A 14,340-nucleotide genomic window follows, 5' to 3' on the forward strand; every position below is an offset into this window, starting at 1 on the left:
CTTTTCAAGTTTTTGCACAGTTGTTTGGTTGTAAGTTCTAGTCAAATATTAAATAATTTATCGGTTATTTTGCAAAGACTGTAACTCTTCATTAATAAAATAATTAACTAAATTTTGATACATCTCTTCAATTACATCAGGATTTAATCCTGCTGACTCTGCCCAAATTCTTCTTTGTGTTAACATTGCTTGCAATCTTTCTGGGGCTTTAACGCTAATTTCATTAGTTTTAAACTTAGAAGCTACTTTGACATATTCAAATCTTTGTCCTAGCAGATTAATTATGTCGCGATCTAGTTGGTCTATTTCGGTTCTGATTTCTTGAAGATTTTGACATTCTTTTGGTGATTTCATTTTATATTTTTTTAGAAAATGTTTAAATTAAAAATAAGAAAATTTGACTTTATTAAACCAAATTTAGATAATTTTATGTCAAAAAATTTAGTTTTATTTTTCATTTAAATAAAGACCAATGGCTTATCTTTTAAAGGAGCAAAAGCTTCTGCATCGAATCGATATAAACTTGCAGGACGACCAGCACCACGACAAACTTTTATCCCTGTATCTAATAAAAATCCTAACTTTAATAAACGAGAACGAAAATTAGAATAATCTGAAAAGTTTTCTCCTAAAATTGTACAGTAAAGTTGATAAACTTCATTCAAAGTAAACTCTTCTGGCAAGACATCAAACGCTACTGGACTATATTCTAATTTGTTACGTAAACGACGATAACCATACTCTAAAATTTGATTGTGATCGAAAGCAAGTTGAGGAACTTCTTTAACTTGATACCAAGATAAATTAAGAGCAGGTTTAGCAATAATTTTTGCTTCTTCATATCTTAATAAAGCAAAATAACTAACAGATAAATAACGTACTCCAAAACTTTCTGGTGCTTCTCTAGGATCTCTACCTGGATCACCAAAAGTATAAAGTTGTTCTAAGTATAAATTATTGGCTTGAATTTTCTCAGCTAATGTTCGATAAGCAGCAGCTTGTAAAGATTCTCCTTGCCGAACTAAAGTACCTGGCAAACTCCAATAATTACTAAAAGGTTCTTCTTTTCTTTTACGTAATAAAACTAATAAACGATTATGTTGAGTATCGACTGAAAAAATAACATTATCTACCCCAACTTTAAAATCTGCTAATGCGCTGTTTACTTCTGAAACTTGATGGTTAGATTGTAAAACTACTTCAGAATTAAATTTCATTTTTGATTGATTATTAATAGTTCATTGTTGATGGTTAATTGTTTGTTCACAGATGAATACGGATGAAGTTATCGATTGGGTCTTATTTTTTTTAATAGTTAAGACCTACGGTAGTGCGCTTCGCTTATGTTAATCGTTGATTATTCATCCTTCATAATTAGTAATTAGTCACTGTATTATATAAATGTTTTTGGGTAATATAATTTTGTACCGCAGGAGTGATTACTTGTTGATCGCCTTCTCGACGATAATCGGTAGAAGAAACTTGAGGTACATTTAATGTTGCGATCGCGTATTTTCCTCCTTTTTTACTAATCGCTTCTAAATCGGTTTTTGTAATACTATATCCAGGACGCGGTACGATCAAAAGTTGTACTTGGGTAAATAATTCTTCAATGCGATACCAAGTTACTATTTGTTTGACTAAATCTGAACCAATTACTAAAGTAAATTCTGCCTCTTCACCCCAAATTTTCCTAGCTTTTTTAACTGTAATTAAAGTTTTGCGATCGCTTAATTCTGCTTGAAGTAAAATCTTATTAGGTTGAGCAATTTCTGCAATGGCTAATCGTAACATTTCGGTACGATGTTTTAAACTAGTTTGATGTTCCTTAAAAGGATTATCTGATGCCCAGACTACTACTAGATCGTAATGCTGTGCTAACCAACTTAAGATATTTTGATGTCCAGAAGTAGGCGGATCTGCACTAGTGCCAAATAAAGCTATTTTTGTCATTGATGATTAATTTAATTTTTAATAATTAGCGGTTGATTGGTTTGTAAGCAAGCATTATGTAGAGATTTTAAAGCATCAGAGATGGTTACTGCGATTGATTGAGGATTACTAATTTGACGGGTTGGTTTTGCCAGACTTGCCACAGTATTAGCAGTACGTTGACGAATAGCAGTTAAGGTTTCTGGTGGTTGTAATCTGACACCATCTTTCATAATCAGTTGTAATAAAGATTTTTCTCCTGATTTTGGTGCTTCTGTAGCTAATCCCAATCTATCTTGAGCAATTTCACCATCGATAATCTGACGAAAAATTTGTTTGCGACCAGGATAAGTGGCTTTACTGCTAGACTGTTTCATTGTGGGAATACTATCTATTTCTACTAACTTATAAACTCCATTGACTGGTGTACCTGTTACCAGTTGTGTGCCGATGCCATAACCATTGATACTTGCCCCTTCTTTTTGCAAGCGATTGATTTCCCATTCATCCAAATCTCCACTAGCAAAAATCTCGATCTCAGGCAATAAAGAACGTACTTGTTGAGATAACTCTACTAAATCACCAGAATCAATTCTGACACCACTAACCTCAATCTTTTTCTGAGCTATTCTTTTGGCAGCAGCAATGGTATCGTAAGTATCAATTAACAATGGTGCTTGGGGAAAATAATGATCAAAAGCTTCAAATGCTTGATCTTCTTCTCCTGATAAAGCTGTAATTGCCATAACCAAAGCATGAGCCATTGTACCACTGGGTTGCTGTTTTAATTTTAAGGCTGCTAAAACATTGGAAGTACTATCAAAACCTGCTGCTAACGCTGCTCTAGCTGCCCACATCGCTCCTTGAGGGCTGAAAGCTCTTCTTGCGCCAAATTCTAGTAATTTTGCCTCCTTTCCTGCAATATCTCGCATTCTGGCTGCTTTAGTAGCAATCATCGTTTGATAATTAATTGTATTGAGTAAGTAAGTTTCAACCAACTGCGCCTGCCATAACGGTGCTTCTACTCTTAAGATTGGTTCGTTGGCAAAAACTGCTTCTCCTTCCAAAACAGCCCAAACATCTCCATCAAATCTTCCTGACTTCAATAAAGACCAAAATTGTGCTGGTGCATGAGCAAAGATTTCTGTAGCTTGAAGAGCTTCGATTTGAGTTTGATTAAACTGCAACTTCTCTAAATACTCCAACGCCTGAGCTAGCCCCATCGCAATCAAATAACCGAAGTTAGAAGGCAACTTACGAACAAATAATTCAAAACTAGCCCTGCGATCGGCAATTTTTTCCCCTGTGTAACAGGCTGCCATCGTCAATTGATAAAGATCGGTCAATAAAGAATAATCTTGGGAAGAAATTATTAGTTCTTCTTCTGGTATCATAGTTTTATTAGTGGTAATCTAACCTTATTATGGTAAATAATACCATAAATATTAAAGTAAAAACCAATCTTTACGAAAACAAAAAATTCTAACAGATAGCAATTCTTGAACGTCAGCGCGTCAGTCCCTAATCTCAGCGAAGCGGATTAGGGGAGGACAAGACTGCCGAACCAAGTTCGGCAGCTTGATATGTCCGTAAGGATAGCGCACCAATCAAGAGGTTCGATGCCTCGCAGATTGGTACTTAATTAGTAGGTTTATCTTGGTTTTTAATGTATTCTTTAATTCTCTCTATTGGTGCGCCTCCTGTAGAGGCAACGTAATAAGACTTTGACCAAAAAGAAACACCTTGATAAAACTTAGCCACTTGTTCAGGAAATTCTCGCTTCATTGTTCTACTTGTCGTTGCTTTTAATGAGCCTGCCACAGCAGATATTGAGTTTTTAGGGTGGAAATCTACTAAAGCGTGTACATGGTCGGACTCACCAGAAAACTCAATTAATTCACAGTCCATCTTCCTACACACCTGCCACACCATTTCTCTCATCCTTTCCAGCATTTGAGCAGTAATAACCTTACGTCGATAGTGAGTGACAAAAACAAAGTGTAGTCTAACACTAAAAACACTGTGAGAACCTTTTCTAGGTTGCATATTGACAAGGTATAGCTGCAAATAATAATAGAACTTATTATGGCGACTAAACGAATTACTTTCAGGCTATACCCAACTAAAACTCAGAACCAGCAATTACATTACTGGCGCAAACTTCACTGCTTGCTATATAACGCTTGCGCCTATCACAGAAAAACTTCTTACAAGCGGTTTGGTAAATCAGTTAGTTATTACGACCAGCAAAATTGTTTACCTGAGTTTAAGGATTGTTGGGCAGAGTACAAAGAATTGGGTAGTCATGCCCTACAAGCTACAGTTAAACGAGTAGATTATGCGTTTACTAGATTCTTTAAGCTGAAGTCTGGCTATCCTAAATTTAAGAGTTCTAGATTTTACAAAGGATGGACTTATCCTTGTAAAGCTGGATGGAAAGCTTGTAGCTCAGGTAAAAATGGTTATCTCAAGCTAACCAACATCGGCAATATCAAAATGCGAGGGCAGGCTCGTGATTGGGGAATACCAAAAACTTGTACGATGATGTTCAAACAAGGTAAATGGTACGCCTCAATTACTGTTGATTGCTTACCATCCCGTCTTCAAACCGATAAAGGTGCAGTAGGCCTTGACTTTGGAACTTATCATGCAGTAGCCGACTCAAACGGGAATGTAATAGATAATCCTAGATTTATAAAAAGCGCACAAGCAAAAGTTAATTCTATTGCTAAACAAAGCCGAAGAAAAAGACCACCAAAGAAAGGTGTTAAAGCTTCTCGTAAATGGAAAAAAGCCAATAGAGCAGTAGCTAAAATACAAGCCAAGGTTGCCAGACAAAGACAGGACTGGCAGCATAAAGTAGCAGTAGAGATAGTTAGCTGTAATAGCCTCATTGCTACAGAAAAACTAAACTTAAAAGCGATGACTCGCAAGTCCAAAGGTAAGCGAAAAAAACAGAAATCTGGCTTAAATCGCTCTCTTTTAGATGTAGGGATTAGTAACTTAAAAAGTCTAATTGAGTACAAAGTTACTGAAGCTGGAGGTTTTTATATCGAGATACCAACTCAAAAAGTAAAACCTTCTCAGACTTGTCCCAATTGTGGTCATCAAAAGAAAAAAGCATTGTCTGAGCGTATTCATAGCTGCGAAAAATGCCTCTACACTTGTGATAGAGACGTGGCATCAGCTATTGTTTGTCTCAACTATGCAAGGGGGCAGGTTATACAACATTAATTTAATATATTAAACAACAACAACAAAGGCAAGATAATTGCCTTTTTTAACGTTTTGTGTAAATATAAATCTTGATAATTACACAAAGCATATAATGAGAGTTCAGAAGGTCAATATTCGAGGTCAAACCAGTTGGGTTTTACTTAGTGATGACTATCTTCCTATCGAACCAGTCACAGATTATCTGCAACACCTGATGGCGTTAGGCAAAGCACCAAACACGCTGAAGAACTACGCCCACCACTTGAAATTATTCTTTGAGTACTTGGAAGCTTACAGTCTCGACTGGACACAATGTTGGGAGAAAGAGTTAGCGGAATTTATGCTCTGGCTACAATTACCCGATTCTATTCCTGGTGTTCCTTCTATTGCCCCACAAACGGCAAAAAGGACGGAAAAGACAGTCAATATCATGATGAGTGTGATTTATCAGTTTTACGAGTTTCACGCCCGAAATCAGAGGATAGAAAGCCGAGAACTGTATCAAACTAGCTACCCAGTCCAGAGAAGGTATAAGTCACTTCTCTATGAGATGAAGAAAGATAAGAGGGTAAAAACTAAGAGATTAAAAGTCAAAGAACCTAGAACTTTTCCTGGGTGTTTAACTAAAGAAGAAGTCCAAACTTTAGTTGATAATTGTGCCAATCTTCGGGACAAGTTTTTAATTGTACTTCTCTATCACTCAGGTATGAGAATTGGGGAAGCTTTGGGGTTACGCCATAGTGATATTCACAGTGAAATGGGATTGAATGAAATCCATGTAATTCCCCGTGATGATAATCTCAATGATGCCAGAGTCAAAGATGGTGAAACAAGAATTATTAGCGTACCAAGACAAACAATTCAAGCTTATGAAAATTACGTTTTAGATGATGATTTTCCTGATGTAGATTCTGATTATGTCTTTATCAATATGTGGCGTAATGAAATCGGTTCGCCCATGAGATATTCTACTGCTCAAAGTTTATTTAGAAGGTTGAGTGAAAAAACAGGAATTGAAGCCACAGCACATTTATTAAGACATACCCACGCTACAGAATTAATTAGAGCAGGAATGGATTTAATTTATGTTCAAGAACGCTTAGGTCATGCCAGTATCCAAACCACAATTGATACTTATGTGCATTTGTTAAACAAAGACCAAAAAGCTGCTTACAAACAGTATTTAGCTAAGTGCGAGGAAGATTAAATGCAAAAAATATCGATATCAAAGTCTAAAGACAAAGAAATAGTTTGTCCTAGATGTTGCAGTATAAAAGTAAAAACTTGGGCAAAATCGAAAGCAAGACAACAATATAAATGTGATGATTGTGGTCGTTTCTTCTATAAAAATCCAAAATTACAGTCTGCTAAAGATATATTACCTTCGGATATTACTCCCAAAGAAATGCGAATATATGATATATGGGACTTAAGAGTTTTTGGGAAAGAAGCAACTACTGGAGGTTTATATACAGCTAATTTCTCAATGATTAATCCTGAATGGTTTAAAAAAACTGTGAAAGATTATATCTGGTATAATTCTTCGCAATATAGCACCAGCGAGCTTTTAAGAAAATTAACAGAGTTTAGACGTTTTTCACGATATTTAACCGAAAAAAGAGCGACAGTAAAACCGCAGGATATAGATAGATTATTAGTGATTGAAGCAATTAATTATGCTTCTCAAGACTTAAAAGTATCTAAATCATTATCTATCTTTATCACTACATTAAAGTATTTTTTTGAATTTTGTAATTCTAACAATCTCATAGAGATTAGCAGTAAACAATTAATTTTTGAATCTGATTATCCTAAAGCTGAAAGAAAAATAATTAAAGAAATTCCTTCTGATGTCATTAAACAGATACGTCAACATCTTGATTCTCTTCCAAAACCAATAAAAATAGCAATTAGTATTCTTATTGAAACGGGAATGAGAATATCAGAAGTATGTAGTTTAAAGCTAAATTGTATTAGCCAAGATTCAGATGGAGATTGGTGGGTTAGTTTATATAGAATAAAGCTTAAAAAAGAAGACAGATTATTTATTAGTAAAGAATTAGCTCAAAGTATTTTACAACAGCAAGAGTTTATTAAAAATAACTTAGGAAGAGATTTTAGCTATTTGTTTTGCAGCACAGAAGGTAGTGGATGGTTTGCATCCTATACTAATACCCCAAAAAGAAGGGCAAGTGTAAAAAGAGAACTTTCTCATTTTATTCCTGTTAAAAAACTTATCAAACAACCTTTAATAAGAGGATATCTTCATCAATTGGCTCACGAACATAACATTACTGATATTTCTGGTGAAATATATCCTGTTTGGAAGTGCCACAGATTTCGTCATACTCATCTAACAGATTTAGCTAGAAAAGGTATGGGCATCGCTCACATTATGCAGCGTGGCGGTCATGCTTCTCCTTCGATGTCTATGCACTATATTCACCTGACTAATGACGACCAGAAAAAGAAAATGAAAGAAGTGTGGGACAATACCCACTTCAACATGGAAGGTGAAATAGTAGCACCTGTTAATCCTGATTTAGACACAGCAGAAATGCAATGGATAAAGAAAGGAATGGGAGTACAAACTACAGATAATGGTTACTGTACTTTACTCTGGACACAGACTTGTCCCCATCAAGATTTACCTTGTAAAAGCTGTGGTAGTTGGGTAACAACTTTAGACTTCTTAGATAGCCATAAACAGGAATTAAAAGAGACAGAAAAAATTATCGAAAATGCTCGTCAAAAAGGCTATCAAAGACAGATAGAAAAGAACGTTCCCAGAGCGGAAAGACTCAAGAGAATTATCTCTGGAATGGAAAAACACAAAACCATGAGAGGTCTTGGTCATAATGAATGGGAGGAGAAAGAATAATGTCTCGCCCTAGTAACAACTCTAAAGGCAATCCAGAGCTATTAGTCAAAGCAGCAGCAGCTAAGAAAAAAGATGCAGAAGAAAGACTGGAAAAAGCGATTCAACAAGTCTTAGATTCTGGAGAAACTATTACTTTTAACGCCATAGCAGAAGCAGCAGGATTATCTGTTAGCTACCTCTATAAATATCCTGAGATTAAAAATCGTCTTGCCGAACTACGCAACCAACAAAAAGCAGCTATTGGAGGAATAGTAAATAAAACTCCTCAGTTTCAACCAGCTACAGACAAGTCTAAAGCGGTAATTATTAGTAAATTACGACAAGAAAATCGTCGGTTACGTAATGAAAACGAAGACTTGAAAAAACATATTGAAATAGCTCAAGGTAAAGTTATCGAACTGCGTCAAGTAGAAGCAGAAAATAATCGCCTAAAGGCAAGAATAAAAGAGTTAGAACAATCTTTAACTAATGCCAAAGTCACGCCAATTAATCAGAAAAAACAGAGTGATATTAGCTCCAATATTCTGACTCAATTACAAGTGGTAGGAGTTAAGTTAAATCCTACCCTGACTAAGACTATTCATACAGCTTCAGATGAAATAGTATTAGATGCGATTGAAGCTTTAAAAGACCAACTTACTAAACAAGATATTCCTAATGCTGGTGGTTGGTTGAATAAGGCAATTCAAGAAGGTTGGACTAAATCTGAAACTATTCATCAACAACCAAATCAACCCGAACAAAAGATAGTTAAGGCTGGCGACAAACCACAAAAAGAACAAGTTAGTTTGACTCAACTTAAGAAACTAAGCAGTATTTTTAACAAAGATGAATGATAATCATTTACCTCCCACTAACATTGAAGCTGAAGAAGCTATCTTAGGAGGAATATTACTCGACCCAAAGGCAATTACCATTGTTGCTGATATTCTACCAGTAGAAGCTTTTTCTATTTCTACTCATCAACAGATATACAAAGCAGCACTCTTGTTACATCACAAAGATAAGCAAGTAGATTTGATGACTGTTTCTACTTGGCTATCAGACCATAAATTACTGGAAAAAGTTGGAGGTACAACTAAATTAGCACAACTGTTAAATCGTACTGTATCAGCCGTTAATATTGACCGCTACAGTCTCTTGGTTTTAGATAAGTATCAGCGTCGTCGTTTAATTGCTGCTGGTCATGAAATAGTCGATTTAGGATACGATACAGCAATAGAATTAGAAACAGTCTTTGACTTCGCTGAATCCAAGCTCTTCGCTCTAACTACTGATAAGAAAGATAAGTTTACTACTGAACCAATTAATGACTGTCTAGCTGATATCTTCAATGAATTAGAACAAGGTTCATTACCTCTTTTTTCTACTGGTTTAACCGACTTGGATTCTTTAATTGGTGGTTTAACTAAACAGGATTTAATTATTGTTGCAGCACGTCCGAGTATGGGGAAGTCTTGGTTTGCTTGTTACCTGGCTAATCACATTGCTATTAAAGAGAAAAAGCCAGTAGTCTTCTTTTCTGCTGAAATGTCCAGAAAACAGTTGACTAAGAGATTTCTAGCGATGCACACGGGCATTGACTCTCAAAGATTAATGAACAATGTCATCTATGAAGATGAGATGGATTCTTTAGTTAATGGTTTGAGTAATTTAGCTGAATTACCCATCGAGATTAATGACACTCCAGCCGAACAATTAACCCCTGCTAAAATTCGTTCTGAGTTGAGGAAAATCCAATCGAAAAGAGGAGAACTAGGATTAGTTGTACTGGACTACATTCAGAAACTAGGAGACAGAGCAGCAGGGAATAGAGCGCAAGTTATCGGCAAATATAGTGGGGCTTGTAAGGATATTGCCAAACAGTTTAACGTACCATTTGTTGTCTTAGCTCAAATTAACCGAGGTGTTGAATCTCAAAGTAATAAGCGTCCTGCTATGGCTTCCTTGAAAGACAGTGGAGATATTGAACAAGACGGCGATCTTCTTTTAATGCTTTATCGAGATGAATATTACAAGTCGGACACTGAGGATAATGGAGTGATGGAAGTAATTGTAGGGAAGAATCGCAATGGTGCTACTGGGACTTGTAAGGTTTTATTCGACCCATCAGTCGGAGCTTTTTGTGACTATACAAGCTAGAATGGTTAGCGTTATATAATTTGACTAACTACTCTAGCTTTGCATAAAATATTCACAACACTAAAGCTTATAATCAGCAAGCTTTATAGGCGTTATGGGTGTGATAAGGCAGGAACTGTCCTCTCCAGGCGTAGATGAGCCTACCTCTACTTGGTGCGGAAGCTTCAAGCAAGTAGCTCAGATGAAGCGTCAGAAACAGCTAGCTCAGTCGAAGACGGCTAGCTTGTAGTTCATTAAATCAGTTATCGGTTAACCATCAACTATGTAATTGATTGGATAAATAAATCACTTAAAAAAACTTAAAAAAAACAAACAATAAAAATAACTATTATCAACAAGCTTCAACAATTGTTGCGGTCTCAACTAAATTCTCAGAAATACTCTCATAATTAAATCATGAGTCTTATGTAAATTTCAAAATTATCCTAAAGCAAGGAATTATTAAGTGCAATAGATTTTATTATTTTTCTATTATTTATTCGTTGCTGTTTAGGAAAAATTGGATTAGAAAAACATAAACGCTGTCGAGCTTATTTACAACCTTTCTGTATTGAGATTTTGCAGTTTATCGTTAGCAAAATTCGAGGTAAAAATTATGATTGTTGAGCGTAACTTAAAAAAATTCATCCAATATCTTACTGAAGCTTTTGCGCGAATTTTTGGACCTAATGACGACGAATATCCTGCGATTGGAGTACAGCCTTTTGAAGGAGAAATTTATCAAACAAACTCCAGAATAGATTGGTAAAATTTAAGTAAACTAACCTAATTAATCTTAATCATTAGAGACGTTCTTTTCAGAATGTCTCTAAATTTTTTGTTTATTATTGATTTTGTCAGGTTTGGTAAGAATTTGACAGTACTAAACCCCTACTTATATTAAAATTTATAAACTAAACTTTGAATATTCTCGTAGACTAGAAAACAATGCAAATATACTAAATAGCTCTTGAGGATACTTTCAGTAAAGCATGATTCCTTTACAACTAACGCTGAAAAACTTTCTAAGTTATCGTGAAGCAACTTTAGATTTTCGAGGATTACATACTGCTTGTATTTGTGGGGCGAATGGGGCAGGAAAATCTTCTTTACTCGAAGCAATTACTTGGGTAATTTGGGGAAAAACTCGTACAGCAACAGAAGATGATGTGATTCATGCAGGAGTAAATCATGTGCGAGTTGATTTTGATTTCATTTGTCATCAACAAACTTATCGCATTATCCGCAGTAGATCTCGGGGAAAAAGTAGTGCGTTGGAATTTCAGGTGGTAACTGAGTCGGGCAGGTTTCGTTCGATTACTGCTAAGGGAATGAAAGCAACTCAAGAGGAAATTACTACTGCTTTAAAGTTAGATTATGATACGTTTATTAATTCTGCCTATTTAAGACAGGGAAGGGCAGATGAATTTATGTTGCGTCGTCCAAGCGATCGCAAACAAATTTTAGCAGATTTATTAAAATTAGATCGTTATGAACAGTTAGCAGTACAGTCAAAAGATTTGGCTAAAGAATATAAAGGACAAGCAGAACAACTGAGACAAAGTATAGTTTTATTAGAAGAACAATTAGCGCAGGAAAAGTTTACACAACAGGAATTAATTAGTTTAGAAACTCAAATTAATCAACTGCAACAATTACAAGAACAAAATAGTACTCGTCTACAAGATTTACAAGTAATTGAACATCAACGTCAAGCCTGGGAACAACAAATTACAGTTCAAGAAACACAATACCAAAATCTGCTTCAAGATTGCGATCGCTTATCAAAAGATTTAAATTTCTTACAAATTCAATTACAGCAACTAGAACAATTAATTGCCCAAGAACCAGAAATTGTTCAGCAGTATAATCAATTATTAAGTTGGCAAGAACAAGAAAAAGATTTTTTAGCTAAATTTGCCACTTATCAACAGGTACAAAAGCAATTAACTCAATTAGAACAACAATTAAATCAACAAAATAATGAATTAAATTTACAAATTCGTCAGGTAGAAACTCGTTTAGAAGCGGTTGAGCAACAAGAACAAGAAATCGAGCAAGTTTTAGCTCGTTCCTCGGAAGTAGAAGCAGGTTTAGAACAACTCAATCTCCATCGTCAAAGATTAGTAGAATTAGACCGAATTCAACAATATGTCGCTCCTTTATTACAACAAAAAAACAATCTGCAACTCGAAATTGAAAAAACAGAAACTAAACTCAATGTTAAACTAGAGCAAATTCAACAAGCTTCTGAACAGTTAGCTGAACAAATTGCTAAAGTACCACAAATGCGTCAGGCAGTCTTAACTATCGACGCTCAAATTGACGAACTAGATAAAAAGAAAGTTTATCAAAAAAGAGTTAGAGAAAAAGGAGAAGAAAGAAGAGATTTTCAAACAACTTTACAAGCAAATCAAAGAGTTTATGAAAGACAGTTTCAAGAATTACAACAAAAACTAGATTTATTAGGTATTCCCGAAGCAGTTTGTCCTTTATGCGAAAGAGAATTAGATGAACATCATCGCAGTCATGTAATTGATAAAACTCAAAAACAACAAAAGGAAATTCAAGAACAAATTTGGGTAATTAGAGAACAGTTAGCTGCTTGTGAAAGAGAATTACAATTATTAAGAAAAGAATATAAACAATTAGACCATGAATTAACAACTTATGACTCTCTGCAATTACAAATAGGACAATTAGAAGCTCAATTAGAAGCAACAGGAGAAATTCATAAACAACTTAAAAATATTAAAGCAGAACAAGAAGAATTAGAAAACTTATTAGGAACTGGTAACTATGCTCAAGAATTGCAATTAGATTTAACTCAACTAAATAATGAAATAAAAAATTTTAATTATGATGAACAAACTCATGCTTTAGTTAGAGGAGAAGTAGAACGTTGGCGATGGGCAGAAATTAAACAAGTAAAAATCGAAGATGCTAAAAAAAGACAAGCTAATCTAGAAAGCCAAAAACCACAATTATTAGAACAAATTCAATCTTTACAACAAGAGATCAAACAATTACATACCACTTCAGAAATTCAACAACAAATTGAACAAGTACAACAAACAATTGCTCAATTAGGTTACGATCAAACTCAACATCAAAACCTTCTTACTCAACTTCGTCAGGCTCAAACTTGGTACGTACGCTATCAAGAATTAACTCAAGCCAAACAACAGTATCCCCAATTGCAAATTCGTCTGCAAGAATTACAACAATTATTAGAATTAAGATTACAAGATAAAACTGTTAGTCAAACACAAATTGATAATTATATTACTCAACGAGAACAAATTAACGATTATCGCCAGGAAATTAAAACTTTAGAACAACAAATTCATCAACGTCGTCAACAATTAGATGAATTAATTATTCAAACAGGAAGATTACAACAAACCTTAGTTCAAATTAAAGAACTTAAAAATCAATATACAACTAACTGCCAACAACTCAAAGAAATTGACAAAAATTATCGAATTTATCAAGAATTAGGACAAGCTTTTGGTAAAAATGGCATTCAAGCTTTAATGATTGAAAATATCTTACCGCAACTAGAAGCAGAAACTAATCATATTTTAGCTCGATTAACTGGAAACCAATTTCACGTTCAATTTTTAACTCAAAAAGCAGGTAAAAGTAGCAGTAAAAAAACTACTAAACTAATCGATACTTTAGATATTTTAATCGCAGATGCTAGAGGTACTCGCCCCTACGAAACCTATTCTGGTGGAGAAGCTTTTCGGATTAACTTTTCAATTCGTTTAGCCTTAGCAAAACTTCTAGCACAAAGAGCAGGAACTTCTCTACAATTACTGATAGTAGACGAAGGATTTGGTACTCAAGATAGTGAAGGTTGTGAAAGATTAGTTGCAGCCATTAATGCGATCGCATCGGATTTTGCCTGTATCTTAACAGTTACCCATATGCCTCAATTCAAAGAAGCCTTTCAAACCAGAATTGAAGTTTATAAAAGCGATCGCGGTTCTTTATTACGTCTATCTAATTAATTAGTATAAAAATGCAAAAGATAAATGTGTACAGATGCATGGAAGTAATCAAAAATTACCGTGTTTTTCAGTTGAATAGAACACAACTAATTAACTTTTATACTTCTGCCTTCTACTTTTTACTTCTCAATCCAGTTTCTCTGTACTTCTATCGAAAGTATCACGTCAAAAGTA

Annotated in this window: 12 protein-coding genes; 7 read left to right on the forward strand and 5 right to left on the reverse strand. The window is 34.7% G+C overall.

Features of this window, described 5'->3' with window-relative positions; genetic code table 11:
• Window positions 1–57 precede the first annotated feature (57 nt).
• From STA7437_RS19915 to tnpA, 5 genes are all read right to left on the reverse strand, one after another.
• Window positions 58–354 (reverse strand): isochorismate lyase, encoded by a 297-nt coding sequence (locus STA7437_RS19915; RefSeq protein WP_015195188.1) that lies wholly within the window; start codon window positions 352–354, stop codon window positions 58–60.
• 104 nt (window positions 355–458) lie between these two features.
• Window positions 459–1,217 carry an NUDIX hydrolase gene (locus STA7437_RS19920; protein ID WP_015195189.1) on the reverse strand — a complete coding sequence of 253 codons (759 nt, stop codon included), beginning with the start codon at window positions 1,215–1,217 and terminating at the stop codon, window positions 459–461.
• 157 nt (window positions 1,218–1,374) lie between these two features.
• On the reverse strand, window positions 1,375–1,953 hold the full coding sequence (locus STA7437_RS19925; protein ID WP_015195190.1) for a nicotinate-nucleotide adenylyltransferase: 579 nt from the start codon (window positions 1,951–1,953) through the stop codon (window positions 1,375–1,377).
• An 11-nt stretch (window positions 1,954–1,964) separates the two neighbouring features.
• On the reverse strand, window positions 1,965–3,326 hold the full coding sequence (locus tag STA7437_RS19930; protein WP_015195191.1) for a nicotinate phosphoribosyltransferase: 1,362 nt from the start codon (window positions 3,324–3,326) through the stop codon (window positions 1,965–1,967).
• Window positions 3,327–3,570: 244 nt separating this feature from the next.
• Window positions 3,571–3,978, reverse strand: coding sequence for an IS200/IS605 family transposase (gene tnpA, locus STA7437_RS19935; RefSeq protein ID WP_015195192.1), 408 nt, complete (start codon window positions 3,976–3,978; stop codon window positions 3,571–3,573).
• A gap of 39 nt (window positions 3,979–4,017) precedes the next feature.
• On the opposite strand from tnpA, the gene STA7437_RS19940 reads away from it, so the two are divergent.
• The 7 genes from STA7437_RS19940 to sbcC all read left to right on the forward strand — a co-directional run bounded on the left by STA7437_RS19940 (window position 4,018) and on the right by sbcC (window position 14,166).
• Window positions 4,018–5,166, forward strand: a complete 1,149-nt coding sequence (locus tag STA7437_RS19940) for an RNA-guided endonuclease InsQ/TnpB family protein (protein WP_015195193.1) — start codon at window positions 4,018–4,020, stop codon at window positions 5,164–5,166.
• 94 nt (window positions 5,167–5,260) lie between these two features.
• On the forward strand, window positions 5,261–6,355 hold the full coding sequence (locus tag STA7437_RS19945) for a tyrosine-type recombinase/integrase (protein ID WP_015194993.1): 1,095 nt from the start codon (window positions 5,261–5,263) through the stop codon (window positions 6,353–6,355).
• Entirely contained in the window at window positions 6,356–8,029 is a 1,674-nt protein-coding gene (locus STA7437_RS19950) for a tyrosine-type recombinase/integrase (protein WP_015194568.1), read from the forward strand.
• Entirely contained in the window at window positions 8,029–8,865 is an 837-nt protein-coding gene (locus tag STA7437_RS19955; protein ID WP_015194567.1) for a DUF6262 family protein, read from the forward strand. The genes STA7437_RS19950 and STA7437_RS19955 overlap by 1 nt, the downstream gene beginning before the upstream one ends.
• Entirely contained in the window at window positions 8,858–10,171 is a 1,314-nt protein-coding gene (gene dnaB / locus STA7437_RS19960; protein ID WP_015194566.1) for a replicative DNA helicase, read from the forward strand. Before STA7437_RS19955 ends, dnaB begins: the two co-directional genes overlap by 8 nt.
• 595 nt (window positions 10,172–10,766) lie before the next feature.
• Window positions 10,767–10,919, forward strand: a complete 153-nt coding sequence (locus STA7437_RS26670; RefSeq protein WP_015195194.1) for a hypothetical protein — start codon at window positions 10,767–10,769, stop codon at window positions 10,917–10,919.
• A 223-nt stretch (window positions 10,920–11,142) separates the two neighbouring features.
• Window positions 11,143–14,166, forward strand: coding sequence for an exonuclease subunit SbcC (sbcC, locus tag STA7437_RS19965; protein WP_015195195.1), 3,024 nt, complete (start codon window positions 11,143–11,145; stop codon window positions 14,164–14,166).
• Window positions 14,167–14,340 lie beyond the last annotated feature (174 nt).

It is taken from the genome of Stanieria cyanosphaera PCC 7437, from assembly GCF_000317575.1.
Classification (GTDB): domain Bacteria; phylum Cyanobacteriota; class Cyanobacteriia; order Cyanobacteriales; family Xenococcaceae; genus Stanieria; species Stanieria cyanosphaera.

Bases quoted from the DNA above. Each gene is read 5' to 3' on its own strand.
- STA7437_RS19915 (WP_015195188.1), bottom strand. From the start codon at position 354: ATGAAATCACCAAAAGAATGTCAAAATCTTCAAGAAATCAGAACCGAA.
- STA7437_RS19920 (WP_015195189.1), bottom strand. From the start codon at position 1,217: ATGAAATTTAATTCTGAAGTAGTTTTACAATCTAACCATCAAGTTTCA.
- STA7437_RS19925 (WP_015195190.1), bottom strand. From the start codon at position 1,953: ATGACAAAAATAGCTTTATTTGGCACTAGTGCAGATCCGCCTACTTCT.
- STA7437_RS19930 (WP_015195191.1), bottom strand. From the start codon at position 3,326: ATGATACCAGAAGAAGAACTAATAATTTCTTCCCAAGATTATTCTTTA.
- tnpA (WP_015195192.1), bottom strand. From the start codon at position 3,978: ATGCAACCTAGAAAAGGTTCTCACAGTGTTTTTAGTGTTAGACTACAC.
- STA7437_RS19940 (WP_015195193.1), top strand. From the start codon at position 4,018: ATGGCGACTAAACGAATTACTTTCAGGCTATACCCAACTAAAACTCAG.
- STA7437_RS19945 (WP_015194993.1), top strand. From the start codon at position 5,261: ATGAGAGTTCAGAAGGTCAATATTCGAGGTCAAACCAGTTGGGTTTTA.
- STA7437_RS19950 (WP_015194568.1), top strand. From the start codon at position 6,356: ATGCAAAAAATATCGATATCAAAGTCTAAAGACAAAGAAATAGTTTGT.
- STA7437_RS19955 (WP_015194567.1), top strand. From the start codon at position 8,029: ATGTCTCGCCCTAGTAACAACTCTAAAGGCAATCCAGAGCTATTAGTC.
- dnaB (WP_015194566.1), top strand. From the start codon at position 8,858: ATGAATGATAATCATTTACCTCCCACTAACATTGAAGCTGAAGAAGCT.
- STA7437_RS26670 (WP_015195194.1), top strand. From the start codon at position 10,767: ATGATTGTTGAGCGTAACTTAAAAAAATTCATCCAATATCTTACTGAA.
- sbcC (WP_015195195.1), top strand. From the start codon at position 11,143: ATGATTCCTTTACAACTAACGCTGAAAAACTTTCTAAGTTATCGTGAA.